Below are 26799 nucleotides of genomic sequence, written 5' to 3' on the forward strand. Positions count from 1 at the left end.
GCACCGCAGAATGTGACTTGCGCCCCCTCATTAAACTGAAAAGGATTGCTTCAATGTCCAATATAGGCGAAGTGCCGCTAGTGCTTTGGTACAACCAGCTCGGCATGAATGATGTTGATCGGGTGGGAGGCAAAAATGCTTCTCTGGGTGAAATGATTACCAATTTGTCTTCACTGGGTGTGTCAGTGCCAAACGGCTTTGCTACCACCTCCGATGCTTTTAATCAATTTCTGGACCAAAGTGGCGTCAACCAGCGGATTTATCAGTTGCTGGATAACACCAATATTGATGATGTTGATGAACTGGCAAAAGCCGGGAAACAGATCCGTCAGTGGATCGTTGATACCCCCTTCCAACCGGAACTGGAGCAGGCCATTCTTGCTGCCTATCAACAACTCTCTGCCGATGACGCCGATGCCTCATTTGCCGTGCGCTCCTCGGCTACCGCAGAAGATATGCCCGACGCGTCGTTTGCCGGCCAGCAGGAGACTTTCCTGAATGTGCAGGGCATTGAGGCGGTGATGGTGGCGGTGAAACACGTTTACGCTTCATTATTTAACGATCGGGCCATCTCTTATCGTGTGCATCAGGGCTACGACCATCGTGGCGTGGCGCTCTCCGCCGGGGTGCAGCGCATGGTGCGTTCTGACCTCGCTTCCTCAGGCGTGATGTTTACCATTGATACCGAATCCGGTTTTGATCAGGTGGTGTTTATCACCGCTGCTCTGGGACTGGGAGAAATGGTGGTGCAGGGCGCGGTTAACCCTGATGAATTTTACGTGCACAAACCGACGCTGGCAGCCGGTCGGCCGTCAATTGTGCGGCGCAATATGGGTTCGAAAAAAATTCGCATGGTCTATGCTGACTCGAAACAGCATGGTGAGCAAGTTCGGATCGAAGATGTGCCGCAGCAACAGCGTGACCGTTTCTGCCTGTCCGATGACGAAGTGCAGGCGCTGGCGCAGCAGGCGGTACAAATCGAGCAACACTACCAGCGGCCGATGGATATTGAATGGGCGAAGGATGGCCATACCGGCAAGCTGTTTATCGTGCAGGCGCGCCCTGAAACCGTGCGTTCCAACGGCCAGGTGATGGAGCGCTACAGCTTACAGGGCAAAGGCAAGGTGGTGGTTGAAGGCCGTGCTATCGGCCATCGCATCGGTGCCGGTGCGGTAAAAGTGATTCACGATATCAGTGAAATGAACCGCATTGAAAAAGGCGACGTGCTGGTTACTGACATGACTGACCCGGACTGGGAACCGATCATGAAAAAGGCCTCGGCGATTGTCACCAACCGGGGCGGGCGTACCTGCCATGCGGCGATTATCGCCCGTGAGCTGGGGATTCCGGCGGTAGTGGGCTGCGGTGATGCCACTGAGCGCCTGAGTGAAGGGCATAATGTTACGGTTTCCTGTGCCGAAGGTGATACCGGCTACGTCTATGACGATCTGCTTGATTTCGACGTGACCAGTTCGCAGGTGGATAAAATGCCGGACCTGCCGCTGAAAATTATGATGAACGTCGGCAACCCGGATCGTGCCTTTGATTTCGCCTGTCTGCCGAATGAAGGTGTTGGCCTGGCGCGACTGGAGTTTATTATTAACCGTATGATTGGCGTGCATCCCAGGGCGCTGCTGGAATTCGATCAACAGACCCCGCAACTGCAACAGCAGATTCGCGAGATGATGAAAGGTTTCGACGATCCGGTTGAATTCTATATTGCCCGCCTGACCGAAGGCATCGCCACGCTGGGCGCGGCCTTTGCACCCAAGCGGGTGATCGTGCGTCTCTCTGACTTTAAATCCAATGAGTACGCCAACCTGGTGGGCGGCGAGCGCTATGAGCCGGAAGAGGAAAACCCGATGCTCGGTTTCCGTGGTGCCGGGCGCTACGTTTCAGACAGCTTCCGCGACTGTTTTGCCCTCGAGTGCAAAGCGGTCAAGCGGGTGCGTAATGAGATGGGGCTGACCAACGTTGAGATCATGGTGCCGTTTGTACGTACCGTGGCGCAGGCGAAGGCGGTGGTCGAGGAGCTGGCACGTCAGGGGCTAAAGCGCGGCGAGGACGGTCTGAAGCTGATCATGATGTGTGAGATCCCATCAAATGCCTTACTTGCCGAGCAGTTTCTTGAGTATTTCGATGGCTTCTCGATTGGCTCTAACGATATGACTCAGTTGGCGTTAGGTCTGGATCGTGACTCCGGCGTGGTATCCGAGCTGTTTGACGAGCGCAATGAGGCGGTGAAAGCGCTGCTGTCAATGGCGATTCGCGCGGCGAAGAAGCAGGGTAAATATGTCGGCATCTGCGGCCAGGGGCCATCCGATCACGAAGATTTTGCCGCGTGGCTGATGGAAGAGGGCATCGACAGTTTGTCACTTAACCCGGATACCGTGGTACAGACCTGGCTGAGCCTGGCGCAAATTAAATAATCCCTTCCTGCAAACGCGCTTAAACAGCAGCAGCCTGTCGCTGCTGTTTTTTTTGCCTGTCCATCCGCTTAAGCACAAAAAAATAAACTTCAACACGTCGCCGTGCTGTGTTGTTGATTGTCTTTACGCTCAGCCCGGAGCTTGTTAGTTATTTAAATAAAAGGATGCTTATTAATTAATAAAACAGACAGCAGACAAGGAGTCAAAATGAACAGCTATCTTCTGGCATTTAACGGTGAGCGCCGGGATCCGCTTAGTGGCGCTTATCACCTGGGAAACGGTTATCGGGCCTATAATCCTCAGTTACACCGCTTTAACGCGCCGGATAGCTGGAGTCCGTTTGGCGCAGGAGGAATTAACCCCTATATTTTTTGCGCTGGCGATCCGATTAATCGCGCCGATCCCAGTGGCCATTTTAACTGGCAGGCGGCATTGGGTATTGGTTTCAGCATTCTCGGCGTGCTGGGTGCCATTTTTACCGGCGGTAGCTCACTGGTGGCGGCAGGCAGCCTCAGTGCAGCACTGACCAGCGCGTCGCTGGCATCCCTGACGGTCGGCGGCAGCGCGCTGGTGGCCGATATGACCGCGATCGCCAGCGTGGGGTTAGCGCATCGCGATCCTCATGCTTCGGCGGTATTGGGCTGGATCTCTTTTGCCAGCGGGCTGCTCTCTTTAGCCAGTGAACTGGCTGCAGGCGTTAGTCGCATGACCACATCGCTGAATAAAACCGTCTGGGGATGGGATTCCATTCAGGACGTTAAGCTGATTGCTGAACCCAGAGATACATTGAGCCCGGTTACCATTTTTACGGATATGCATCACGGTCTGCGGCGTCTGAACGTCATGGCGCATAGCCAATTTACGGCACGAGACTTTAGCGCCAGAATCTTATTACGCAGTGGTGTGGAATTTAACGGACGCAGACTGGCGCTGGAGATTATGCAGCAGGTAAATATTAGTGAATATGGCTGCGCCAGAACCATTATTTGTCACTCCGCAGACGGAGTCGTCAGCCTTGCCGATCAATTCAGAGAGACCACAGGATTAATTACCACCGGCTTTCGCGGCAAAGTTACCAGCTACGGCGAACTGCCGTCAGATATCAGAGAGGTCTATCAGTTACAGCGTAATCCCTATCGCGCATCTACACAGAATTTGCGCTTTATTAGCCGGATAGTTGAGCATAAGGTGATCAATTACCGAAATTCACAACGCAGTTTCTCACTGTTTGATGGCGCTGGTCGTGCTTATTTCAGAATCGGAAATGGCCTGGACGATAACTACCAACCGGTGACCTTTTTCTCGCTGGAGCGAAACCGCGCATTACAGGTGGACGGTGAGCTGGGTGGATTCAGTATCTGATCTCAGTAACTGACGCTCAGTTCGGCGAAAAAAAAAGCCCATCACGTGGATGGGCAAAGACTACACACAGCAATTCGTTACTTACTCAGGGAAAAGGTTGTTTAGAAATCATGGGGTTGATTCTGAACATAGGCCTCATACTATGCAGCATCACGTAACGCGTCTTTAAGAATCCTCTCATTAGTTTAAAGCTGATAATCTTTTGTCAGGCGCAAAAGCTAAAGTCAGGATGAAAGCTGTATTAAAAGTAATCAATGGGTTGGAATTTAAGCAGGAGTGCGTTGATTCACGCTTTTACTGATAAAAGTTTCTAAATAAATTCGTCACGAAATAATTGTGTAAACGGCCAGCATTGGCTGGCCGTTTACCGGTAGTCATAAGCAGAGAGTGACTACTTTGACGGGATTTTATCCGCTTCGTGATCCGCGACAAATTCCGCCAGCTCTTCAACCACCTCCTGCGGATCTTCATCCGGCGCAGGGGCTTCATGCATCCAGACGGAAACCAGACGATAGGAGACCGCCAGCACCACCGGACCGATAAACAGGCCAATCATGCCAAAGGCGAACAGGCCACCGATAACGCCTGACAGGATCAGAATCATCGGCAGATCGGCCCCCATCCTGATCAGTACCGGGCGCAGCACATTATCCAGCGTACCGACGACACAGCTCCACACCAGCAGCACGGTGCCCCAGGTGGTATCACCGCTCCAGTAAAGCCAGACGATCGCCGGAACCAGCACCAGCAGCGGGCCGAGCTGAACCAGACAGAACAGAATCATTAACACGGTTAACAGCGTGGCGTAGGGGATACCGGAGATCGCCAGGCCAATGCCGCCCAGCACGCCTTGTACCAGCGCGGTAACCACCACGCCCAGCGCCACAGCACGGATCGCCTGACCGGCCAGTAATACCGCCGCATCACCACGACGTGAGGCGAGGCGGAAAGCGAAATGCCGGATGCCGTTACCCACCTGCTCACCACGCCAGTAGAGCAGCACGCTGAACAGCAGCATCAGGCCAAGGTGGATCATTAACCGACCAAAATGCCCCGCCTGAGCAACAAAGAATCCAGTGGTGCGACCGATATAAGGTTGTATCTGGGTCATCAGCGCGCCGCCGCCGCCAGCCACCAGTTTGTGATAGCTCGAAAAAAGCTTATCCCCAATCATCGGGATCTCTTTTAGCCATTCCAGCCGGGGAATCTGCATTTGCCCTGAGGTCGCCCACTGGATCACCGGCGCACTATTATCAATCAGGCTGTTAACCAACAGCGCGATGGGAATAATAAACAGTAAGATCAGAATCAACGTCATGGCGACCACCGCCAGCGAGCGGCGACCCCACAGTAAGCCTTGTAGCTTGATCATCAGCGGCCAGGTCGCAATCACCACCATGCTGGCCCAGGCAAAGCCAAGGATAAACGGCTGTACGACCCAAAAACACGCGACGATCAGCAGGGTAATGAGCATCAGCGTAAATACTATCTGCGGATAGTCGATCCCGCGTTCCAGATTTTTCATACGAAAATCAGTACCTCAAAGAATTCCTTAATGATGATAACCGTCCGGCTTCATATTGCAGGTGGCGGGGTTGTGCCCACCTTTGCAACTGAGTTATTCGGGATATCTTTTCCATAACCATGGCAACCGGTGCCACTTTGCTAATCATGATGCATTTATTCACTTTGCGACAGTGCTGGAGCAAAAAGTGATTTTACGTTTCTTGAAAAAACGGCAGGTGATAAAAAAATATGATAAAACGGATAACTCACTGATAAAAAGCAAACGCAAACGATTAACACAACATGCTGGTCACCCGATAATGATCCCACAAATTTCTCAGGCACCTGGCCTCGTTCAGCTGGTGCTGACGTTTTTGGAAGCTTTACAGCAGCAAGGCTTTACCGGCGACAGCGCTACCAGCTACGCCGACCGCCTTACCATGTCAACGGATAACAGTATTTACCAGCTGTTACCGGATGCCGTTCTTTTCCCTCGTTCCACCGCCGATGTTGCGCTGATTGCCCGCGTTGCCGCCGAGCCACGCTTTGCCAGCCTGGTGTTTACGCCGCGCGGCGGGGGAACCGGCACCAACGGCCAGTCACTGAATCAGGGCATCGTGGTCGATATGTCACGCCATATGAACCGGATTCTGGAGATCAATGCCGAAGAGGGCTGGGTCAGGGTCGAAGCCGGGGTCATTAAAGATCAGCTTAATGCTTATCTGAAACCTTACGGCTATTTCTTCTCTCCTGAGCTGTCTACCAGTAACCGCGCGACTCTCGGCGGGATGATTAATACCGATGCTTCCGGCCAGGGCTCACTGGTGTACGGTAAAACCTCCGACCATGTGCTGGGTCTGCGTGCGGTACTGCTGGGGGGCGAAATCCTTGATACCCGCGAGATGCCGGTTGAGCTGGCGGAGGTGCTGGCCGGAGAATCGTCGCCGGAAGGTGTGATTTACCGCACGGTGCTGGAACGCTGTCGCCAGCAGCGCAGTCTGATTGTTGAAAAGTTCCCGAAACTGAACCGCTTTCTTACCGGATACGACCTGCGGCATGTGCTGAGCGACGACCTGCAACGCTTTGACCTGACCCGTATTCTGTGCGGCGCTGAGGGAACGCTGGCGTTTATCAGCGAAGCGCGGCTGGATATTACGCCACTGCCGAAAGTCCGCCGTCTGGTTAATATTAAATACGATGCGTTTGACTCTGCGCTACGCAATGCGCCACTGATGGTGGAGGCGCAAGCGCTGTCGGTAGAAACCGTCGACTCAAAAGTGCTCAACCTGGCGCGTGAGGATATTGTCTGGCATTCGGTGCAGGAACTGATTACCGATGTGCCGGATCGGCAGATGCTTGGGTTGAATATTGTAGAATTCGCCGGCGATGATCAGGCGCTGATTGACGGTCAGGTCACCGCGTTGTGCCAGCGGCTGGATAGCCTGATGGCCGAACGTCAGGGTGGAGTGATTGGCTGGCAGCTGTGTCACGACCTTGACGGCATCGAGCGTATTTATGCGATGCGTAAAAAAGCCGTTGGCCTGCTGGGTAATGCTAAAGGGCGCGCCAAACCGATCCCGTTTGTCGAGGATACGGCGGTGCCGCCGGAGCAACTGGCCGATTATATTGTTGAGTTTCGCGCATTGCTCGATAGCCACAACCTGAGCTACGGTATGTTTGGCCATGTCGATGCGGGCGTGCTGCATGTGCGCCCGGCGCTGGATATGTGCGACCCTCAACAGGAGATGCTGATGAAACAGATCTCCGATGAGGTCGTCGCGCTGACCGCACGCTACGGCGGTCTGTTATGGGGCGAACACGGTAAGGGCTTCCGCGCTGAATACAGCCCGGCGTTCTTTGGCGAGACGCTGTATAACGAGCTGCGCCGTATCAAAGCGGCGTTTGATCCCGCTAACCGGCTGAATCCGGGTAAAATCTGCGCCCCTTACGGCGTTGACGATCCGATGATGAAAGTGGATGCGGATAAGCGCGGGTCTTACGATCGGCAAATCCCGGTGAATGTGCGGAGTGACTGGCGCGGAGCTATGGAGTGTAACGGTAACGGCCTGTGCTTTAACTTTGATGTGCGCAGCCCGATGTGCCCGTCAATGAAGATTACCCGCAACCGTATCCACTCGCCGAAAGGCCGTGCCACCCTGACGCGTGAATGGTTGCGCCTGCTGGCTGAGCGGGGCGTCGATCCGCTGCTGTTGGAAAGACAACTGCCGACCGCCGGTGTTAGCCTGCGCGGTCTGATTGAGCGTACTCGCAACAGCTGGCATGCGAAGAAGGGCGAGTATGATTTCTCGCATGAAGTGAAGGAGGCGATGTCTGGCTGTCTGGCCTGTAAAGCCTGCTCGACCCAGTGCCCGATCAAGATCGATGTGCCGGGCTTCCGCTCGCGTTTCCTGCAGCTGTATCACACCCGCTACCTGCGCCCGGTGAGCGATCACCTGGTCGCCAGCGTGGAAAGTTATGCGCCGTTGATGGCGCGCGCGCCAAAAACCTTTAACTTCTTCCTGAAGCAGCCGTGGCTGCGCGAGCTGAGTAAGAAGCATATCGGCATGGTCGATCTGCCGTTGCTCTCCTCGCCTACGCTGAAGCAGCAGCTGGCCGGACACCGTGCTGGTAATATCACGCTGGAAAGCCTCGAGCAGCTGAGCGCCGAACAGCGCGAGAAAACCGTGCTGGTGGTGCAGGACCCGTTCACCAGTTACTACGAAGCGCAGCTGGTGGCAGATTTTGTCCGCCTGATTGAAAAGCTTGGGTATCAACCGGTGCTGCTGCCGTTCTCCCCTAACGGCAAAGCCCAGCACATTAAAGGTTTCCTGCAACGCTTCGCCCGTACCGCACAGAAAACCGCTGACTTCCTGAATCGCGTTGCCGTACTGGGCATGCCGTTGGTCGGTGTCGATCCGGCGTTAGTGCTCTGCTACCGTGACGAATACCGTCAGGTGCTGGGCGAACAGCGCGGAGAGTTTCATGTGCAACTGGTGCATGAGTGGCTGTCAACCGCGCTCGATCGTCGCGAAACGTCTGTTGCCAGTGGCGAAGCCTGGTATCTGTTTGGTCACTGTACTGAAGTTACCGCGCTGCCAGCCACGCCGAACCAGTGGCAGGGAATTTTTGCCCGCTTTGGTGCGAAACTGGAAAACATCAGCGTGGGCTGCTGCGGTATGGCAGGCACCTACGGTCATGAAACTAAAAATCTTGATAACTCGTTGGGAATTTATGAGCTGTCATGGCATCCGGCGTTACAGAAGTTACCGCGACAGCGCTGTCTGGCGACCGGCTACTCTTGTCGCAGCCAGGTCAAGCGGATCGAAGGTAACGGAATGCGCCATCCTCTGCAGGCGCTGCTGGAGATGATTTAATGGCAATATGGCAACGCGAGGCGACGCTGGAACAACTGAATCAGCGCAGCGCGGATTGTATGGTCGGGCATCTCGGGATTCGCTTTATCGCCCTCAATGATGACAGCCTCGAAGCGGTGATGCCGGTGGATCAGCGCACCACTCAGCCATTTGGTCTGCTGCACGGCGGTGCACCCGCGGTGCTGGCAGAGACGCTGGGTTCAATGGCGGGTTATCTTTGTACTTGCGGGGAGCAGCAGGTGGTTGGGCTGGAGATTAATGCCAACCATCTGCGCTCTGCGCGCGAAGGTGAGGTGCGCGGCGTCTGCCGCGCGCTGCATCTTGGCCGTTCGCACCAGGTGTGGCAAATTGAGATTTTTGATCGGCAGCAGCGCTTGTGTTGCATATCCCGGCTGACGACCTCAGTAATAATGGCCAAACCTGAGCAGCGTTGATGTTTTCGCTTAGTGCGACTTCATACCCGCTGCCGTCATCATCAGGCGAAACAGCGTAGCCACCAGGCCCAGGGCCAGCACGCTGCCGCCATAAATTACCACCAGCCATAACACACGTTTCCACCAGCGGCTGACGGGCTGAGTTTGACTCTGTTCCATCGCTTACCTCCATAATATTCAGTTGTGTTCCACCACCCGGGTGGAACACAGAACAACAATCAGTGATAGCCTTCGTCCGGCGTGATTTTTCCGCGGAACACGTAGTAGCTCCAGAAGGTATACACCAGAATCACCGGGATAATCAGCAGGCCGCCGACCAGCATAAAGCCCTGGCTTTGTGGCGGTGACGCTGCCTGCCAGATCGTGATGTGCGGCGGAATGATATTTGGCCAGATGCTGATACCCAAACCGGTAAAGCCGAGGAACACCAGCGCCAGCGTCAGCAGAAACGGCGCATAGTGGGCATGACGCTTCAGCGCGCGCAGCAGTGCCCATGAGACCGCCAGCACCAGGACCGGAACCGGCAGGAACCAGAACAGATTTGGCAGACTGAACCAGCGCTGCATAATGTCGGCATGCTCCAGCGGCGTCCAGATACTGACAATGGCGATAATCGCCAACAGCGTCAGCAGCAGTGGCTTCGCCAGCGCGGTCATCTTACGATGCAGTTCTTTCTCGGTTTTCATGATCAGCCAGGTGCTACCCAGCAGCGCATAGGCCACCACCAGGCCCAGGCCGCAGAACAGCGCAAAGGGCGTTAACCAGACCAGTGCCGGTCCGCTATAGGTACGGTTGGTCACTTCCAGTCCGTTAATCAGGGTACCAAGCACCACGCCCTGGCTGAACGTCGCGACAATCGAACCGACGATAAATGATTTATCCCAGAACGGACGATGCTCCGGGGTGGCTTTAAAGCGAAACTCAAACGCCACGCCACGGAAAATCAGGCCGATCAGCATCACCGTTAGCGGTACCGTCAGCGCATCAAGAATCACTGCATAGGCCAGCGGAAAAGCGCCATACAGCGCTGCACCGCCCAGCACCAGCCAGGTCTCGTTACCATCCCAGACCGGCGCAACGGTATTGACCATCATATCGCGCTCAACAGCATCCTTATTAAATGGAAACAGGATGCCGATACCGAGATCAAAACCATCCATCACGATATACATCAGGGTGGAAAAGATAATGATGGTAAACCAGATAATTGACAGATCGACACCCATCTTATTTTTTCTCCTGTGAAGCGCTTAAGTTTTCCTGCACCGCAGACAGTGGGCGGGAAGCGGTATGGGAAGTACCCGGGCCGCCTTCTGGCGTATGTCCACCTTCACCTGACTGTGGGCCTTTCTTAATCAGTTTGACCAGGTAGAGATAGCCGACGCCAAACACCGACATATACACGACGATGAACGCCAGCAGGCTGAGGCTCATATGCATATCGCCGTGGGCAGAAACCGCATCTTTGGTACGCATCAGTCCATAAACTACCCATGGCTGACGGCCAATTTCCGTGGTAAACCAGCCTGCGAGAATGGCGATCAGCCCGGACGGCCCCATTAACAGGGTAAACCACAGGAACGGACGCGAGCTGTAAAGACGGTTGCGGAAGCGCAGCCACAGGCTGACGACTCCCAGCAGCACCATCAGCATGCCGAGACCGGCCATAATGCGGAACGACCAGAAGATAATGGTGGAGTTCGGGCGATCTTCTTTGGGAAAGCTTTTCAGCGCCGGCACCTGCTGGTGCAGGCTGTGGGTCAGGATCAGGCTACCGAGATAAGGTATTTCCAGCGCGTAGCGGGTTTTTTCCTGCTCCATATCCGGCAGGCCAAACAGAATCAGCGGCGTCGGTTCATCAGCCGGATTTTCCCAGTGTCCCTCAATCGCGGCAATTTTAGCCGGTTGATATTTCAGCGTGTTCAGGCCGTGCATATCACCGAGCATCGCCTGGATTGGCGAAACGATCAGTGCCATCCACAGCGCCATTGACAACATTTTGCGAATGGCTGGCGTGTCGTTTTTACGCAGCAGATGCCAGGCTGCCGATGCACCGACAAAGAAGGCGCTGGCGAGGAAGGCGGCGGTTGCCATATGCATCAGGCGGTACGGAAACGACGGGTTAAATACGATGGCCATCCAGTCAACCGGGATAACCACGCCATCCTGAATTGCGTAGCCCTGCGGGGTTTGCATCCAGCTGTTCGACGCCAGAATCCAGAAGGTGGAAATAATGGTGCCGAGCGCCACCATGCAGGTCGCAAAGAAGTGCAGGCCACGACCAACGCGGTTCCAGCCAAACAGCATCACGCCAAGAAAACCGGCCTCGAGGAAGAAGGCCGTCAGTACTTCATAGGTCAGCAGCGGCCCGGTAATGCTGCCGGCAAACTGCGAAAATCCACTCCAGTTGGTGCCGAACTGGTAGGCCATTACCAGCCCGGAAACTACGCCCATACCGAAGTTAACGGCGAAAATTTTCGACCAGAAGTGATAAAGGTCGCGATAGACCTCATTTTTGCTTTTCAGCCACAGACCTTCGAGCACGGCAAGGTAACTTGCCAGCCCGATGGTAATAGCCGGGAAAATAATATGGAAGGAGACGGTAAAAGCGAATTGAATCCTTGCCAGGTGAAACGCATCTAATCCAAACATTGCATGCCCCTGTCTTACTCAAACTTTATTAGTTTTTTTATTCGTCGTTCATGAGCAAAGTGCCAGGATTTATTTCCCCGCGCTTTGCAGCTGAACGGCAATATCAACGCAAAAAGGATGTTACGCCTGAGATAAGGTAAGAAACAGGATCAGTCGTGGCACCTGGGGATATAACAGCCATGATAATTGTGATGATATGTTTTCCGTCTTTGTTAATCCCGCGATCGGGTTTGTTAAATTAACGCGCGAGATTGATAACGGCATGTAAGCGCGAGGTTTTTTTTCGGGCTGCGCGGGATTGCCGCGCCGCGATTAATCGCAAGCCGATCTGTCATTAAGCCAAATCTGGCAATGTAGACTGGGAGAGTTATTCAACAGTTAAGTGACAGGCGTGACAATAAACGGCGATTTTAGTTGTTTAAACTCAGGCGGTAAGCATTTTCGATAGCGGAATTTAAATCAGGCAGGCGAGAGAGGGTACGGCAGAAGAGTAATATACATTATACAGTGAAGTGATAATTCAGCAGGGTTAATACCGGCTAAACCTTTATTTGTAAATTTAACATTTCATAATAATATTTTGATACCTTAAGAAACATTTTCTTACTTTCATCTTGCCGGAGAGTAGATGTTGTTTGTCCGGGATCAATGCAGGAACGAAAATGTTAACGCGGGCGGCGAAATCGTCGCCCTGCAGAAAAGTAACCGGCATGAGCTGCTGACGGCTCCCAAACCGTGGAGAAAAAGCCATTCTACATATTGTTCCACGAAGCGTGCTTTACGAAATCACTCTGTAACACTGTGGCTTTATCCCACTCGCCGCTCAATGCCAGCTGATGGCACAAACGGGTCAGGGTGTGCCTGGCTAGTTGCCAAGCCTGCATACGAAATAATCGATCTCGCTCATTATTGACCATTTCTGTCACTAACCGGTGATGTAATTTACCTAAAGCGTGCAGATAGCTTTGATCATCGCCGTTGAGTTGGCATAATTCAGCCATGTCTAAACAGGTGTCGTTAAATTTGCGTAGCTGATCGAGTGAGCAGTCCGGACGGTTGAGTTTTGCTTGCGCCATATAAAAGTCAACCGTGATGTCACGTACTGAAAATTTGTATTCGTCAATTTTGTACTGCAGCCAGGCACTCATCGAGACATTCATGCAATCACCTAATTACGGTAATGATAATCATTATCATATTATAATGACTGGAATGTTCAAGAGAATCCAGTGACAAATTTATCGATAAATGCTGCCTGTTAATTAAATTGATATTAACGATACTTCGCAGCGTATAAAGGGGTAAAATGAGTATTATTCTTATTCGCTACGTTGTGTTAACTATTTAGTTGTTGTTTTTTAACAGGTTATCTCTTCGGTTCTGCAGCATGAGGCGCAGATCGCAATCGTCTTTGTAGGGTCTATCCTTATTAAATGGGTAAGAAAAATGCCGTTTTAGGCTTATCCCTGCAAAACAAGAGGTTGAAGCGATATCCATTATCACTAACATAGGGATATTAGCCCGAAGGGCTATCGCATCGCGAGGTACTTAATTATGCAATCTGCTAATCCAGCATCGTTCTCTCCTGACGACTTCGTCTGGAAAGGACTCAAGCTCACCGACAGCGCGGCACAGCAAATTATTGCGCTGTCTGCCAGCGATCCGCACGTCCAGGGCCTTAAGCTTGGCGTGAAGCAGTCTGGCTGCGCCGGTTTCGGATATGTGATGGAGCTGGTCAAAGAGCCAGCCGCTGATGATCTTCAGTTTACCCACCAGGGTGCCAGCTTGTTTGTTCCGCTTCAGGCGATGCCTTTTGTTGATGGCACCGAAGTTGATTTCGTTCGTGAAGGCCTGAATCAGATTTTCAAATTCAATAACCCCAAAGCTCAACACGCCTGCGGCTGTGGTGAAAGCTTTGGCGTAGAGTAATTAACGTTATGTCTCGACACAGTGATGCATCTGATGATGTACAAATTTGGGAAGGCGGCCACAAGGGTTACAAAGAGGGCTTCTTTACCCATCTGCAAACCGATGAGCTGGCACACGGCATCAGTGAAGATGTGGTGCGGGCCATTTCCGCCAAGCGTAATGAACCTGAATGGATGCTGGAATTCCGCCTGAAAGCCTATGAAGCCTGGCTGAAGATGGAAGAGCCTCACTGGCTGAAAGCCAAATATAAGCCACTGGATTACCAGGACTACAGTTACTACTCGGCACCGTCCTGCGGTAACTGTGATGACAGCTGCGCTTCTGAGCCGGGCGCCACCCAGGCCTCCGGCAGCGAGCCGGCCAGCAACTATCTGACGCAGGAAGTGGAAGAGGCGTTTAAACAGCTGGGCGTGCCGGTGCGTGAAGGCCAGGAAGTCGCCGTTGATGCGATTTTTGACTCGGTATCAGTTTCCACCACCTACCGTTCTAAGCTGGCAGAGCAGGGCATCATCTTCTGTTCCTTTAGCGAAGCGATTCACGATCACCCTGAACTGGTGCAAAAGTACCTTGGCACCGTGGTGCCGGCCAACGATAACTTCTTTGCCGCGCTGAACTCCGCCGTTGCCTCTGATGGCACTTTTGTCTACATCCCGAAAGGCGTACGTTGCCCGATGGAGCTGTCGACCTATTTCCGTATTAACGCGGCAAAAACCGGTCAGTTCGAGCGTACCATTCTGGTGGCCGATGAAGACAGTTACGTCAGTTATATCGAAGGGTGTTCTGCACCGGTGCGCGATACCTATCAGCTGCACGCGGCGGTAGTGGAAGTGATTATCCACAAAAATGCCGAAGTTAAATATTCAACGGTGCAGAACTGGTTCGCCGGCGGCGAAGCGGAAGGTGGCATTCTCAACTTCGTGACCAAACGCGCACTGTGTGAAGGCGACGGCAGCAAAATGTCGTGGACTCAGTCGGAAACCGGTTCGGCGATTACCTGGAAATACCCGAGCGTGATCCTGCGCGGTGATAATTCCATCGGTGAATTTTTCTCGGTGGCGCTGACCAGCGGTCATCAGCAGGCCGATACCGGCACCAAGATGATTCACATTGGTAAAAACACTAAATCAACCATTATCTCGAAAGGGATTTCGGCCGGTAAAAGTGAAAATACCTATCGTGGTCTGGTGAAAATTATGCCGACGGCGACCAATGCGCGTAACTTCACCCAGTGTGATTCAATGCTGATTGGCGCGGATTGTGGTGCGCATACCTTCCCGTATGTTGAAGTGCGTAATAACAGCGCGCAGCTGGAGCATGAAGCCACCACCTCACGTATCGGTGAAGATCAATTGTTCTATTGTGTGCAGCGCGGTATCAGCGAAGATGACGCAATCTCGATGATTGTTAACGGTTTCTGTAAGGACGTCTTCTCCGAGCTGCCGCTGGAATTCGCTGTCGAAGCGCAAAAATTACTGGCCATCAGTCTGGAACATAGCGTGGGCTAAACCCGCGTCGCGATAAGAACCGTTGCCCGTCGGCAATGCGAAGGAAATTCTATGTTAAGTATCAAAGATCTACAGGTAAGTATTGAAGATAAGCAGATTTTGCGCGGCCTGAACCTCGACGTGAAGCCGGGCGAAGTGCATGCCATTATGGGCCCGAATGGCTCAGGCAAAAGTACGCTTTCCGCGACTCTGGCCGGACGCGAAGAGTATGAAGTGATCGGCGGCGAAATCAGTTTTAAAGGCAAAGATCTGCTGGAGCTGGCTCCGGAAGATCGTGCCGGTGAAGGTATCTTTATGGCGTTCCAGTATCCGGTAGAGATCCCGGGCGTCAGCAACCAGTTCTTCCTGCAAACTGCGGTGAACTCGGTGCGTAAATACCGTGGGCAGGACGCGCTTGACCGTTTCGATTTCCAGGACTTTATCGAAGATAAAATTCAACTGCTGAAGATGCCGGAAGATTTGCTGACCCGTTCAGTCAATGTTGGCTTCTCTGGCGGTGAGAAAAAACGTAATGACATCCTGCAGATGGCAGCCCTGGAGCCGGAACTGTGCATTCTCGATGAGACCGACTCCGGTCTGGATATCGATGCGCTGAAAATTGTTGCCAACGGGGTCAATACCCTGCGTGACGGTAACCGCTCATTTATTATCGTGACTCACTATCAGCGTATTCTTGATTACATCAAACCTGATTTCGTCCACGTGCTTTATCAGGGCAAGATCGTTAAATCAGGCGACTTTAGCTTAGTGAAACAGTTGGAGGAGCAGGGCTATGGCTGGCTTACCGACGAAGAGTAGCGAAAACGCGCTGCAACAGTGGCACCACCTGTTTGAGTCACGCGGTGAAAATCGCTCCTTGCAGGCACAGCAGCACTGGCAGCAACTGCTGCGCTTAGGTTTACCGACGCGTAAGCAGGAAAACTGGAAATACACTCCGCTGGAGACGCTGTTCAGCGAGAGCTTTGTGCTGCCGCAGGCGGGTAACGTCAGCGCAGACGATCTGGCGCAAATTGCACTGTCGCTTGATGCGGTTCGTCTGGTCTATATTGACGGAAAATTAAGCGCGGAACTGAGTGACAGCAACTTCGATCTGTTTGATGTACAGATTTCTCAGGCCGCTGAACGTCGCGCATTTGACGCGCCGGTGCAGCCTGAAGTGTTTCTGCATCTGACCGAAAGTCTCGCCGAGCAGGCTACCACCATACAGCTGGCGCGTGGCAAAGTGGCACCGCGTCCGCTGTATCTGCTGCATATCAGCAGCGGCAGCGGCGACGAACAGATGAATACTTCGCACTATCGTCACCATGTGCAAATTGACGATGGCGCGCAGGCAGAAGTGATCGAGCACTACGTCAGCCTGAATGATGCGGTGCACTTTACCGGCGCGCGTCTGACCATGTCGGTTGGCAATAACGCGCAGCTGACGCACACCAAACTGGCGTTTGAGAATGTTGGCAGCTATCACTTTGCGCACAACGACATTATCTTGCTGCGCGATGCTAACGTCAGCAGCCAGAGCTTCCTGCTGGGTGCTGGCCTGACGCGGCACAACACCAGTTCACAGCTGAACGGTGAGAACACTAATCTGTCGATTAACAGCCTGGTGCTGCCGGTGGGCAAAGAAGTGTGTGATACCCGCACTTACCTTGAACACAATAAAGGCTACTGCCAGAGCCGTCAGCTGCATAAAACTATCGTGCGCGACCGTGCCCGTGCGGTGTTTAACGGCATGATTAAAGTGGCGAAGCATGCGCTGAAAACCGACGGACAGATGACCAACAACAACCTGCTGTTGGGTCGCCTGGCCGAAGTGGACACCAAGCCGCAGCTGGAAATTTACGCCGATGACGTGAAATGTAGCCATGGTGCCACCATTGGCCGCATTGACGACGAGCAGATGTTCTATCTGCGCTCGCGCGGTATCGATAAGCCGCTGGCAGAGCAAATGATTATTCACGCGTTTGCCGCTGAGCTGACCGAAGCGATCGCTGATGAAACGCTGAAAGAGGTGGTGCTGCAACGCATCGCCCAGCGTTTCCCGGAGGCAACGAATGAGTTTTGATCTGGCGCGTGTCAGAGCTGATTTTCCGATTCTGGCGCGCGAGGTCAACGGTCAGCCGTTGGCCTATCTCGACAGCGCCGCCAGCGCACAAAAACCGTTAGCGGTGATTAACGCCGAAAGCCATTTTTATCAGCATGGCTATGCCGCGGTACATCGCGGCATTCACACGCTGAGTGCTGAAGCGACCACTGATATGGAAAACGTGCGCAATCAGGCGGCGCGTTTTCTGAATGCGGCTTCGCCGGAAGAGATCGTGTTCGTGAAGGGCACCACCGAAGGTATTAACCTGGTGGCCAGCAGCTGGGGCGGCAGTCAGTTACAGGCGGGTGATAATATTATCATCACCCAGATGGAGCACCACGCCAATATCGTGCCGTGGCAGATGGTCGCGAAGCGCGTTGGCGCTGAAGTGCGTGTGCTGCCGCTGACGCCGCAAGGCGAGCTGGATATTGCCGTGTTGCCAACGCTTATCGACAGTCGCACCCGGATGCTGGCGGTGACCCAGGTCTCCAACGTGCTCGGTTCGATAAATCCGGTAAAACAGCTGGTGGCGCAAGCGAAAGCCGCGGGGGTTACCACGCTGATCGACGGTGCCCAGGCGGTGATGCATCACCAGGTTGATGTCCAGGATATCGACTGCGACTTCTATGTGTTCTCTGGCCATAAAATTTATGGGCCTACCGGCATTGGTATTCTGTACGGCCGCAAAGCGCTGCTGGACCAGATGCCGCCGTGGGAAGGGGGCGGTTCGATGATCGCTAACGTCAGCCTGACCGAAGAGACGACTTTTGCTGCTGCGCCATGGCGCTTTGAGGCGGGGACGCCCAATACTGCGGCGATTATCGGTCTGGGTGCGGCGCTGAGCTATGTTGAAGAACTGGGGCTGGAGAATATCCATCAGCACGAACAGATGCTGATGCGTTACGCGCTGGATAAGCTGGCCGCGGTGCCTGATTTAATTATCTACGGGCCGCAAAATCGCGCCGGGGTGATCGCATTCAATCTCGGTCGCCATCACGCCTATGATGTGGGAAGTTTCCTCGACCAGTACGGTATTGCGATTCGCACCGGCCATCACTGTGCTATGCCGCTGATGAACTATTACCAGGTTCCGGCGATGTGTCGCGCTTCTTTTGCGATGTACAATAGCGAAGAGGAAGCGGACCGGCTGGTAGCGGGTCTGACACGTATTCATCGTTTGTTGGGCGGCTGACAGACCGCCAGCAGGCAAGGGAGAAACTGATGGCAACACTGCCAGACAAAGAAAAGCTGGTACGCAATTTTAATCGTTGCGCCAACTGGGAAGAGAAGTACCTGTACGTGATTGAACTGGGCGCGGTTTTGCCTGAATTGTCCGATTCATTTCGTCAGCCCGAGTACATTATTTCTGGCTGTCAAAGCCAGGTGTGGATTGTGATGGATGAGGCCAGCGATGGCAAAATTCAGTTGCAGGGTGACAGTGATGCGGCAATTGTTAAAGGCCTGATTGCTATCGTCTTTATCCTTTATCAGGGGATGACTGCGGCTGAAATTGCCCGCTTTGATGTTCGCCCGTGGTTTGAGCAACTTGCCCTGACGCAACACCTTACGCCATCCCGTTCGCAGGGGCTGGAAGCGATGATTCGCGCGATTCGCCATAGAGCACAAGCCCTCAGCTGAGCTACAATATCTCGTAACACACCTCGTTACATATAACGGGGTGTTTTATTCCTTACGAGAGATTGCGCATGAAACCTTTGTTACGCCTTGCAGCATTTTTTGCCCTGACGCTGATCGCCGGGACGCGCGTTGTCAGCGCGACAGAATACCCTTTGCCACCAGATAACAGCCGCCTAATCGGCGAGAACAGTATCTACGTGGTGCCGGCGGATAACCGTTCGCTGGAACGGATTGCCGCTGAATACAAAATTGGACTGCTGAGCATGCTACAAGCGAATCCCGGCACTGACCCGTGGTTGCCAAGAGCCGGTAGCCAGCTGACGATTCCCAGCCAAATGTTGTTACCTGACACCAAACGCGAAGGGATAGTGATTAACCTCGCGGAGCTGCGACTCTATTACTACCCCAAGGATGAGAATAAAGTCATCGTTTATCCGATCGGCATTGGCCAGCTGGGTGCCAATACACCAATCATGGTGACCAGTATCAGCCAAAAAATTCCTAATCCAACCTGGACACCCACCGTCAATATCCGCAAGCGCTATGCCGAACGGGGGATTACCCTGCCGGGTACGGTCCCTGCCGGGCCGGATAATCCAATGGGACTGTTTGCGCTGCGCCTGGCGTACGGTGCCGGCCACTATCTGATTCACGGTACCAATGCTAATTTTGGCATCGGTATGCGCGTCAGTTCGGGTTGTATTCGTTTACGTAACGAGGATATCGAGGCGTTATTTAATGACGTGCCGAGAGGGACGCGGGTAGAGGTGATTAATCAGCCGATTAAATACGCCATTGAACCGGATGGTAAGCGCTACGTTGAAGTGCACCAGCCGCTGTCAAAGAGTGAGAGCGACGATCCCCAAACCAAGAAAATTGCGTTGAGCAACACGGCGAAAGCGTTTATCGACAGTCAGCTCAGTGATTCCGGGCTGATTAACCAGGCCATCGAGCGGCGTTCCGGGATGCCGGTATTGGTTAACAGCGGGGAGCCTGTCGATCAGCATACGCCACTGCCTGCGATAATATCGCCGCAGACGGGCTCTGCGCCGTCCGGGCGTGTACCCGCTACCATCTCTCAGGCGGAGGGAGTACGCGTCATACGGTGATGCAGGGGGCCATGGATGGCTATTGCCGGGTAAGGGTGTAACTGGAAAACAGCAAGGGAAGATAACCGGAAATCAGGACAAAAAAAAATGGCGCACAATGTGCGCCATTTTTACAACCAGAACTCTTACTTACGGTAAGAGTGAGCCTGGTTGTCCAGACGCTGGTTTGCACGAGCTGCGTCATCTTTAGCAGCCTGAACGTCAGAACGCACTGCGTTCACGTCGTTGCTCAGCTGGTCAACTTTAGCGTTCAGAGTCTGAACGTCAGTAGACAGTTGGTCGATTTTAGCATTGCTAGAACAACCAGCCAGCAGAGTAGAACCCAGGATTACCGCGCCCAGTACCAGTTTAGTACGATTCATTATTTATACCCTCTAGATTGAGTTAATCTCCATGTAGCGTTACAAGTATTACACAAAGTTTTTTCTAATGAGAATATATTTTTGATGAGAACATGCCTAAAGTTGATCGTTCGCTCAAAGAAGCATCTGATTGCCGCAAAAAGATAAAAAATTAAAAGAAAACAGGCAGATTTAATCGGGTTAATCTTTGTAATTTCCAAAATTGAATAGTTATTATCGATTGGAAATTTCTCAATTTTCAGTTACGCAACTGCCAAAAAAAAGCGCCCTGAGGCGCTTTTTAAATTTAATGGCATTGTTTAATTACAGAACGTGAACTGAAGAGGTATTGGTAGTGCCGCTTGGTACCAGAGCACCGGATACCATGACGACCACTTCGCCCTTCAATGCGTAGCCACTTTCCAGCGCGGCTTCTTTACCAATACGGTAGAAATCGTCGGTAGAAGCGATCTCTTTCACGATATGGGTAACCACACCTTTGGTGAGAATCAACTGACGTGCAGTCTGCTCATTGGTGGTCAGCGCCAGGATGGTGGCGTTAGGGAAGTATTTACGCACTGACTTAGCAGATTTACCGCCTTCGGTTGCCACCACAATGACTGGCGCTTCCAGTTTCTCAGCGGTTTCTACCGCGCTGCGACACACCGCTTCGGTGATACGCATTTTGCGGTTATCTTGCTGGGAGTCGATACGGCTTTTCATCACACGGTCTGTACGCTCACAGATGGTCGCCATAATGGTGACCGACTCCAGCGGGTATTTACCCTTGGCGCTTTCACCAGACAGCATCACTGCATCAGTACCGTCGAGAATGGCGTTAGCCACGTCGCCGGCCTCCGCACGGGTAGGGCGCGGGTTTTTGATCATTGAATCGAGCATCTGGGTGGCGGTGATGACCACTTTACGTGCACGGTTACATTTTTTGATCATCATCTTCTGCGCGAAGATCACTTCTTCAACCGGGATCTCTACGCCGAGGTCGCCACGCGCTACCATGATGCCATCAGAAGCATCGAGGATTTCGTCGAAGTTGTTCAGGCCTTCCTGGTTTTCGATCTTGGAGATGATCTGAATGTGCGCGCCGCCGTGCTGTTTCAGGTGTTCGCGAATTTCCAGCACGTCAGAACGTTTACGAATAAACGAGGCGGCAACAAAGTCCACGCCCTGTTCGCAACCGAAGATCAGGTCGCGTTTGTCTTTTTCGGCCAGCGCAGGCAGCTGGATAGAAACGCCTGGCAGGTTAACGCCTTTATTTTCACCAAGGTCGCCGTTATTCAGCACTTTACATACCACGGTGTTTTCGGTGACTTCAATGACTTCCATACCGATCAGGCCGTCGTCAACCAGCACGGTATTACCGATTTTCAGGTCAGCCGCGAAACCCGGGTAGGTGACCGCCACGCGTTCGGCATTGCCGATCACTGACTGATCGGTAGTAAAGGTAAAGGTCTGGCCCGCTTTCAGTGCAGCATCAACGCCGCCTTCCAGCTTCATAGTACGAATTTCCGGACCTTTGGTGTCGAGCAGAATCGCAGCCTGGTGGCCGGTTTTGCTCATCACCGCACGCATGTTTGCGATGCGTTTACCGTGTTCATCGTAATCGCCATGAGAGAAGTTCAGGCGCATGACGTTCATGCCAGCGTCAAGCAGGCTGGTCAGCATTTCTTCCGATTCAGTTTTCGGGCCGATAGTACATACAATCTTGGTCTTTTTCATGAGCAAGTTTTCTATAAGTTGTGATGGATGTTAAAGGATTGATTTCGACGGCGATGCCAGCGAATGAGAAAGTGGTGCCTGGTAAGAGAACGTAATCTACTCAGTAAGGATAGGTGACAGATATAAAGCGTGCAGAGGAAGTTGTGCGGATGGTTCAGCATGCCCGCCGGGCTGTGTTGCGCAAGCTGTGATCGTTGTAAGTAAGGGCACGTCAATTGGCTGAAACCATTCAAGTGAAACAACGCCTGCCATTATAATCGCTAAGTGTGCGAAAACCAATTAAAAAGCTGTCATGGTACAGGTATCAGATCAAGAAAAAGTGATGTTGCGCAAACGCTGGGTGATAAGCTGAATGTGTTTTACGGGCGGAAAAATAAGGGGAGTGGTGCGTTCTAGAGGACTCGAACCTCCGACCCCCACCATGTCAAGGTGGTGCTCTAACCAACTGAGCTAAGAACGCAAACCTGAACAATCACTGATAATTGGTGCGTCCGAGTGGACTCGAACCACCGACCCCCACCATGTCAAGGTGGTGCTCTAACCAACTGAGCTACGGACGCACATACATCGCTACAACTTCAATGACTTTGCCTGAAAATCTGGTGCGTTCTAGAGGACTCGAACCTCCGACCCCCACCATGTCAAGGTGGTGCTCTAACCAACTGAGCTAAGAACGCATTAGGCTGCTGTCTGGGTGACAGCGGGGACGAATATTAACGGCAGCGTACATCGCTGGCAAGTGGAAACATGCATTTTTGTTACTGACTGACGATCTACTGTGCGACCCGCCGTTTTTTTAAACGAGAAGGGCCATAAATGGCCCTAAAATTAACGCGCTGCGCGTGCGAGGATCACTTCCGCCGGCAATCGTTGCAGACGACGCATCCGCCAGATCATCATCACCGCCGATGAGGTCAGGCCAATAATAAAGCCGCACCAGAATCCGGCCGGACCCATTGCCGGCACGACCCAGTCGGTCATCCCCAGCAGATACCCGACTGGCAGGCCGAGTATCCAGTAAGCGATAAAGGTGATAAAGAAAATCGAGCGGGTATCTTTATAGCCGCGCAAAATACCGCTGCCAATGACCTGAATCGAATCAGAGAACTGATAAATCGCGGCCAGCAGCATCAGCTGTGTCGCCAGCGTAATCACTTCAGGATTGTCGGTATAAAGCTGGGCTATCTGTTCGCGGAAAATCACCGTAAAGGTCGCAGTGAATGCTGCCATTATTACGCCGACGCCTTGTGCGGTCCAGGCGGCGACGCGCGCAGCTTCCGCCGAGCCTTGCCCAAGGCGATAGCCGACGCGAATGGTCGCCGCGACGCCGAGCGACAGCGGCAGAACAAACATCAGCGAACTGAAGTTCAGCGCAATCTGGTGACCGGCCACCTTGACGATACCCAGTGGTGACACCAGCAGCGCCACCACCGCAAACAGCGTGACTTCAAAAAACAGCGCCAGCGCCACCGGCAGGCCGAGGCTGCTCAGGCGATACAGCACTTTCCAGTCCGGCGCATCGAAGCGAGTAGCCAGTTTAATATCACGCATCGAACCGGCGCGGCCAACCCAGATTTTCATCAGAATAAACATCACCCAGTAGACCGATGCGGTGGCAACGCCACAGCCAACGCCGCCAAGTGCAGGCATGCCAAAATGACCGTAGATAAAGATGTAGTTAACCGGAATATTCACCAGCAGGCCAATAAAGCCCAGCACCATACCGGGTTTGGTCTTCGACAGTCCTTCACACTGGTTGCGTGCCACCTGGAAAAACAGATAGCCCGGTGCGCCCCAAAGCAGGGCGTGCAGATAGCCGACGGCAATCTCAGCCATTCTGGCATCAATGCCGTGCATCGCCGCAATCATATAGCCGGCGTTATACAGCACCAGCATAATTAGCAGTGAAACCAGAGCGGCCAGCCAGTAAGCCTGGCGCACCTGATGCGCAATGCGGTCACGTCGACCGGAACCGTTAAGTTGCGCAACGGTTGGGGTTAACGCCAGCAGCAAACCGTGACCGAACAGAATTGCCGGCAGCCAGATTGAGGTTCCTACCGCAACCGCGGCCATGTCGGTCGCGCTGACGGCACCAGCCATAATGGTATCCACGAAGCCCATGGATGTTTGCGCAACTTGCGCAAGAATCACCGGGATCGCGAGCGCTAATAATTGACGCGCTTCTGTCAGATACTTCTGCACGTATACACCTGTCTGTTTATTAAGGATGAACGAAATTAACGCCCGGGCGGGCGTCTGAATAAAAATCGGCAGATTAAGTCGCTCAGTTTAACGGTCGCCACGCATTAAGCCAATGACCAGCATCAGGATATGCAGAATATGTTTTTGCGGTAGCACAGATTGCTATCCCTTGTTACCCGTGCCAGCCTGCATTTATGGTAGGATGATCAAAAAAACAGACTGAGGCATTAAGCATGTTTACCGGTATTGTGCAGGGCACCGCAGAGGTGTTGTCGATTGAAGAGAAAACCAATTTCCGAACTCATATTGTTAGATTACCGGCTGAAATGCTGCCGGGGCTGGAGTTAGGTGCGTCGGTATCCCATAACGGCTGCTGTCTGACGGTCACTGCGGTAGACGGCGATCGGGTCAGTTTCGATTTGGTAAAAGAGACGTTGCGTATTACTAATCTCGGCGACTTGCAGCCAGGCGACCAGATTAACGTCGAGCGTGCGGCAAAATTCAGTGATGAAATTGGCGGACATTTAATGTCAGGTCATATTATGACCACCGCAGAGATCTGTAAGATCGTTAATTCCGAGAATAACCGTGAAATCTGGTTTAAACCGCAAGATGCTTCGCAAATGAAGTATATCCTGCATAAAGGTTTTATCGGCATTGATGGTATTAGCCTGACGGTAGGGGATGTGACCAAAAGCAAATTTTGCGTGCATTTAATTCCTGAAACGCTGGCGCGCACCACGCTGGGCAAGAAAAAACTCGGCCAGCGGGTCAATATTGAAATCGATCCTCATACCCAGGCGATTGTTGAAACCGTTGAGCGCGTGTTGGCACAGCGCGAAGCGGCATTGCTGGCCGCAGCGGCCGAGCAGATTTCCGACTGAGCAAGGTGCAGCCTCAGGCAACAGAAATAACAATCGTCGTATTGGGCGGCGCTGCCGCCGCCCAATACGACAGCTACTTAATGCGGAACGCGCAACCCACCATCTACGCCATGACTGAATACCACCTGCCATAGCTGAATATCGCGCGCGCGAAATGCACCGGCACAAGCGTTAAGATAGTAGCTAAACATTCGTTTAAAACGTTCGTCGTAATTATTTTCCAGCTGCGGCCATGCCTCCAGAAAGCGCTGATACCACGCCATTAAGGTGGTGTCATAATCCGCACCAAAGTTATGCCAGTCTTCCATCACAAAGTGCGGTTCACTGGCGTCGGCAATATGGCGCACCGAAGGTAAACAACCATTGGGGAAAATATACTTATCAATCCATGGGTCGACATGCATATCAGTGCGAATCGCGCCGATGGTATGCAGCAGGAAAAGACCGTCCGGTTTTAAATTACGGTTCACCACCTCAAAATAAGTGGCGTAATTCTTCGGCCCGACGTGTTCAAACATTCCGACGGAAACAATACGGTCAAACTGCTGATTCAGATCGCGGTAGTCTTGCAACAGGATGGAAACATCAAGGCCGGCACAGCGGTCCTGCGCCAGTTTCTGTTGTTCAGCAGAAATCGTTACGCCCACCACGCTGACGCCATAATGACGCGCGGCGAATTCCGCCAGCCCGCCCCAGCCGCAGCCAATATCCAGCAGCGTCATGCCCGGTTGCAGCTGTAATTTATCGCAGATCATGGTCAGTTTGGCATGTTGCGCCTGTTCCAGCGAATCAGCCTGTTTCCAGTAGCCACATGAATACTGCATATGCGAATCGAGCATCAGGCTAAAAAGATCGTTGCCAAGATCGTAATGTTCTTTGCCAACAATCCAGGCGCGTTTTTTTGATTGCAGATTAGTCAGGCGGGCCGCGGCGATGCGCAGGGTATCTTTAAAATGATGAGGTAATTGCTGATCGAGTCGGTGCTTTAACACCCGATAAAAAAACATATCCAGCTGATCACACTCCCACCAGCCGTCCATATAACTTTCACCCAGCCCCAGCGAGCCTTCCTGCAATACCCGACGGAAAAATTGCGGATTTTTTACCTGAATATCCCAGGGCCGTGAACCGTTTACCTCGACATCGGCAGTCTGCAACATTTCGCGGACGATGCGATACCAATTATTTTCTTTTAAGCCCACTTCTTCTATACACGATGAACTCATAGCTTCTCCATCACCTGTTGTGATACGAACCTGAGAAATAGAATAGTCAATTTCTACAGGATTGTGAGAGAACTCACGGATTATCCGTGCGCCAGTTATCCGACGTTAAACAGAGGATTGAATTTAATGAAAATGACTCGGGTCACTGGCTTTGGCCACCGCACTCCCGCCACACTTACCGGATGCAATGAGCAAGGAAGCTATAAAGCCAGTTTACGATCGTCGACCAGAGTCCTGCAGAGAAGCGTCACGAATGCCACGCCAGACAACACCACGACAACCCTGTCAGGTCCGGACCCTGTACAACGGAATGGGGGCCCGGTGAATAATGTTGATTTTTTGTTATAAATTAATGCCTCAGATGAGTATATGCTCACGTGAGGCAATA

Annotated in this window: 21 protein-coding genes, 3 tRNA genes and 1 other RNA gene; 12 read left to right on the forward strand and 13 right to left on the reverse strand. The window is 52.7% G+C overall.

Annotated features, from left to right (window positions below; genetic code table 11):
* Positions 1 to 53: 53 nt before the first annotated feature.
* Entirely contained in the window at positions 54 to 2429 is a 2376-nt protein-coding gene (gene ppsA, locus RIN69_RS10595; protein WP_313857317.1) for a phosphoenolpyruvate synthase, read from the forward strand.
* A 207-nt stretch (positions 2430 to 2636) separates the two neighbouring features.
* Entirely contained in the window at positions 2637 to 3791 is a 1155-nt protein-coding gene (locus tag RIN69_RS10600; RefSeq protein ID WP_313857319.1) for an RHS repeat-associated core domain-containing protein, read from the forward strand.
* Positions 3792 to 3817: 26 nt separating this feature from the next.
* Here the strand turns inward: RIN69_RS10600 and rprA are convergent.
* Positions 3818 to 3923: antisense sRNA RprA (gene rprA, locus RIN69_RS10605), an RNA gene on the reverse strand.
* A gap of 259 nt (positions 3924 to 4182) precedes the next feature.
* Positions 4183 to 5316, reverse strand: coding sequence for an AI-2E family transporter YdiK (gene ydiK, locus RIN69_RS10610; protein ID WP_313857321.1), 1134 nt, complete (start codon positions 5314 to 5316; stop codon positions 4183 to 4185).
* Positions 5317 to 5617: 301 nt separating this feature from the next.
* Here ydiK and ydiJ point away from each other — a divergent pair, with 301 nt between their 5' ends.
* Together ydiJ and RIN69_RS10620 are read left to right on the forward strand one after the other, a co-directional pair.
* Positions 5618 to 8671: a D-2-hydroxyglutarate dehydrogenase YdiJ gene (gene ydiJ / locus RIN69_RS10615; protein WP_313857324.1), complete on the forward strand. Its 3054-nt coding sequence runs from the start codon at positions 5618 to 5620 to the stop codon at positions 8669 to 8671.
* Entirely contained in the window at positions 8671 to 9105 is a 435-nt protein-coding gene (locus RIN69_RS10620; protein ID WP_313857325.1) for a hotdog fold thioesterase, read from the forward strand. The genes ydiJ and RIN69_RS10620 overlap by 1 nt, the downstream gene beginning before the upstream one ends.
* Before the next feature lie 9 nt (positions 9106 to 9114).
* Here RIN69_RS10620 and RIN69_RS10625 read toward each other — a convergent pair whose 3' ends face one another.
* The 4 genes from RIN69_RS10625 to RIN69_RS10640 form a co-directional block, all read right to left on the reverse strand.
* A complete protein-coding gene (locus tag RIN69_RS10625; RefSeq protein ID WP_313857326.1) occupies positions 9115 to 9264 on the reverse strand; it encodes a DUF2474 domain-containing protein in 150 nt (49 codons plus the stop codon).
* A gap of 59 nt (positions 9265 to 9323) precedes the next feature.
* The gene (cydB, locus tag RIN69_RS10630; protein WP_313857327.1) at positions 9324 to 10331 is read right to left on the reverse strand and encodes a cytochrome d ubiquinol oxidase subunit II; all 1008 of its coding nucleotides are present in this window, start codon (positions 10329 to 10331) and stop codon (positions 9324 to 9326) included.
* A 1-nt stretch (position 10332) separates the two neighbouring features.
* Complete coding sequence (locus RIN69_RS10635) at positions 10333 to 11757, reverse strand: cytochrome ubiquinol oxidase subunit I (protein ID WP_313857328.1); 1425 nt, start codon at positions 11755 to 11757, stop codon at positions 10333 to 10335.
* Between the two features lie 752 nt (positions 11758 to 12509).
* Positions 12510 to 12917: a hypothetical protein gene (locus tag RIN69_RS10640; protein WP_313857329.1), complete on the reverse strand. Its 408-nt coding sequence runs from the start codon at positions 12915 to 12917 to the stop codon at positions 12510 to 12512.
* A 394-nt stretch (positions 12918 to 13311) separates the two neighbouring features.
* Here RIN69_RS10640 and sufA point away from each other — a divergent pair, with 394 nt between their 5' ends.
* From sufA to RIN69_RS10675, 7 genes are all read left to right on the forward strand, one after another.
* Positions 13312 to 13686, forward strand: a complete 375-nt coding sequence (gene sufA / locus RIN69_RS10645; RefSeq protein ID WP_313857331.1) for a Fe-S cluster assembly scaffold SufA — start codon at positions 13312 to 13314, stop codon at positions 13684 to 13686.
* 8 nt (positions 13687 to 13694) lie between these two features.
* The gene (gene sufB / locus RIN69_RS10650; protein ID WP_313857332.1) at positions 13695 to 15191 is read left to right on the forward strand and encodes a Fe-S cluster assembly protein SufB; all 1497 of its coding nucleotides are present in this window, start codon (positions 13695 to 13697) and stop codon (positions 15189 to 15191) included.
* Positions 15192 to 15242: 51 nt separating this feature from the next.
* Positions 15243 to 15989, forward strand: a complete 747-nt coding sequence (sufC, locus tag RIN69_RS10655; protein ID WP_313857333.1) for a Fe-S cluster assembly ATPase SufC — start codon at positions 15243 to 15245, stop codon at positions 15987 to 15989.
* Positions 15964 to 17253 carry a Fe-S cluster assembly protein SufD gene (sufD, locus tag RIN69_RS10660; protein WP_313857334.1) on the forward strand — a complete coding sequence of 430 codons (1290 nt, stop codon included), beginning with the start codon at positions 15964 to 15966 and terminating at the stop codon, positions 17251 to 17253. Before sufC ends, sufD begins: the two co-directional genes overlap by 26 nt.
* Positions 17243 to 18466, forward strand: a complete 1224-nt coding sequence (sufS, locus tag RIN69_RS10665; RefSeq protein ID WP_313857336.1) for a cysteine desulfurase SufS — start codon at positions 17243 to 17245, stop codon at positions 18464 to 18466. Before sufD ends, sufS begins: the two co-directional genes overlap by 11 nt.
* Positions 18467 to 18495: 29 nt before the next feature.
* Complete coding sequence (gene sufE, locus RIN69_RS10670) at positions 18496 to 18912, forward strand: cysteine desulfuration protein SufE (protein ID WP_313857337.1); 417 nt, start codon at positions 18496 to 18498, stop codon at positions 18910 to 18912.
* Positions 18913 to 18980: 68 nt separating this feature from the next.
* The gene (locus tag RIN69_RS10675; RefSeq protein ID WP_313857338.1) at positions 18981 to 20021 is read left to right on the forward strand and encodes a L,D-transpeptidase family protein; all 1041 of its coding nucleotides are present in this window, start codon (positions 18981 to 18983) and stop codon (positions 20019 to 20021) included.
* Positions 20022 to 20146: 125 nt separating this feature from the next.
* Here RIN69_RS10675 and RIN69_RS10680 read toward each other — a convergent pair whose 3' ends face one another.
* The 6 genes from RIN69_RS10680 to RIN69_RS10705 all read right to left on the reverse strand — a co-directional run bounded on the left by RIN69_RS10680 (position 20147) and on the right by RIN69_RS10705 (position 24301).
* On the reverse strand, positions 20147 to 20383 hold the full coding sequence (locus RIN69_RS10680; protein ID WP_052898670.1) for a major outer membrane lipoprotein: 237 nt from the start codon (positions 20381 to 20383) through the stop codon (positions 20147 to 20149).
* Between the two features lie 303 nt (positions 20384 to 20686).
* Positions 20687 to 22099: a pyruvate kinase PykF gene (gene pykF, locus RIN69_RS10685; RefSeq protein WP_313857340.1), complete on the reverse strand. Its 1413-nt coding sequence runs from the start codon at positions 22097 to 22099 to the stop codon at positions 20687 to 20689.
* A gap of 383 nt (positions 22100 to 22482) precedes the next feature.
* Positions 22483 to 22559, reverse strand: a tRNA-Val gene (locus RIN69_RS10690).
* A 23-nt stretch (positions 22560 to 22582) separates the two neighbouring features.
* Positions 22583 to 22659: transfer RNA gene (locus RIN69_RS10695), tRNA-Val, on the reverse strand.
* A 40-nt stretch (positions 22660 to 22699) separates the two neighbouring features.
* Positions 22700 to 22776: transfer RNA gene (locus tag RIN69_RS10700), tRNA-Val, on the reverse strand.
* A gap of 151 nt (positions 22777 to 22927) precedes the next feature.
* Positions 22928 to 24301 carry an MATE family efflux transporter gene (locus tag RIN69_RS10705; protein ID WP_313857341.1) on the reverse strand — a complete coding sequence of 458 codons (1374 nt, stop codon included), beginning with the start codon at positions 24299 to 24301 and terminating at the stop codon, positions 22928 to 22930.
* 233 nt (positions 24302 to 24534) lie between these two features.
* Here RIN69_RS10705 and RIN69_RS10710 point away from each other — a divergent pair, with 233 nt between their 5' ends.
* Positions 24535 to 25185, forward strand: coding sequence for a riboflavin synthase subunit alpha (locus RIN69_RS10710; RefSeq protein ID WP_313857342.1), 651 nt, complete (start codon positions 24535 to 24537; stop codon positions 25183 to 25185).
* 77 nt (positions 25186 to 25262) lie between these two features.
* Here RIN69_RS10710 and cfa read toward each other — a convergent pair whose 3' ends face one another.
* Entirely contained in the window at positions 25263 to 26411 is a 1149-nt protein-coding gene (gene cfa, locus RIN69_RS10715; RefSeq protein ID WP_313857344.1) for a cyclopropane fatty acyl phospholipid synthase, read from the reverse strand.
* Positions 26412 to 26799: the final 388 nt, after the last annotated feature.

The sequence above is a fragment of the Winslowiella toletana genome (assembly GCF_032164335.1).
GTDB classification, from domain to species: domain Bacteria; phylum Pseudomonadota; class Gammaproteobacteria; order Enterobacterales; family Enterobacteriaceae; genus Erwinia; species Erwinia toletana_A.

Bases quoted from the DNA above. Each gene is read 5' to 3' on its own strand.
- ppsA (WP_313857317.1), top strand. From the start codon at position 54: ATGTCCAATATAGGCGAAGTGCCGCTAGTGCTTTGGTACAACCAGCTC.
- RIN69_RS10600 (WP_313857319.1), top strand. From the start codon at position 2,637: ATGAACAGCTATCTTCTGGCATTTAACGGTGAGCGCCGGGATCCGCTT.
- ydiK (WP_313857321.1), bottom strand. From the start codon at position 5,316: ATGAAAAATCTGGAACGCGGGATCGACTATCCGCAGATAGTATTTACG.
- ydiJ (WP_313857324.1), top strand. From the start codon at position 5,618: ATGATCCCACAAATTTCTCAGGCACCTGGCCTCGTTCAGCTGGTGCTG.
- RIN69_RS10620 (WP_313857325.1), top strand. From the start codon at position 8,671: ATGGCAATATGGCAACGCGAGGCGACGCTGGAACAACTGAATCAGCGC.
- RIN69_RS10625 (WP_313857326.1), bottom strand. From the start codon at position 9,264: ATGGAACAGAGTCAAACTCAGCCCGTCAGCCGCTGGTGGAAACGTGTG.
- cydB (WP_313857327.1), bottom strand. From the start codon at position 10,331: ATGGGTGTCGATCTGTCAATTATCTGGTTTACCATCATTATCTTTTCC.
- RIN69_RS10635 (WP_313857328.1), bottom strand. From the start codon at position 11,757: ATGTTTGGATTAGATGCGTTTCACCTGGCAAGGATTCAATTCGCTTTT.
- RIN69_RS10640 (WP_313857329.1), bottom strand. From the start codon at position 12,917: ATGAATGTCTCGATGAGTGCCTGGCTGCAGTACAAAATTGACGAATAC.
- sufA (WP_313857331.1), top strand. From the start codon at position 13,312: ATGCAATCTGCTAATCCAGCATCGTTCTCTCCTGACGACTTCGTCTGG.
- sufB (WP_313857332.1), top strand. From the start codon at position 13,695: ATGTCTCGACACAGTGATGCATCTGATGATGTACAAATTTGGGAAGGC.
- sufC (WP_313857333.1), top strand. From the start codon at position 15,243: ATGTTAAGTATCAAAGATCTACAGGTAAGTATTGAAGATAAGCAGATT.
- sufD (WP_313857334.1), top strand. From the start codon at position 15,964: ATGGCTGGCTTACCGACGAAGAGTAGCGAAAACGCGCTGCAACAGTGG.
- sufS (WP_313857336.1), top strand. From the start codon at position 17,243: ATGAGTTTTGATCTGGCGCGTGTCAGAGCTGATTTTCCGATTCTGGCG.
- sufE (WP_313857337.1), top strand. From the start codon at position 18,496: ATGGCAACACTGCCAGACAAAGAAAAGCTGGTACGCAATTTTAATCGT.
- RIN69_RS10675 (WP_313857338.1), top strand. From the start codon at position 18,981: ATGAAACCTTTGTTACGCCTTGCAGCATTTTTTGCCCTGACGCTGATC.
- RIN69_RS10680 (WP_052898670.1), bottom strand. From the start codon at position 20,383: ATGAATCGTACTAAACTGGTACTGGGCGCGGTAATCCTGGGTTCTACT.
- pykF (WP_313857340.1), bottom strand. From the start codon at position 22,099: ATGAAAAAGACCAAGATTGTATGTACTATCGGCCCGAAAACTGAATCG.
- RIN69_RS10710 (WP_313857342.1), top strand. From the start codon at position 24,535: ATGTTTACCGGTATTGTGCAGGGCACCGCAGAGGTGTTGTCGATTGAA.
- cfa (WP_313857344.1), bottom strand. From the start codon at position 26,411: ATGAGTTCATCGTGTATAGAAGAAGTGGGCTTAAAAGAAAATAATTGG.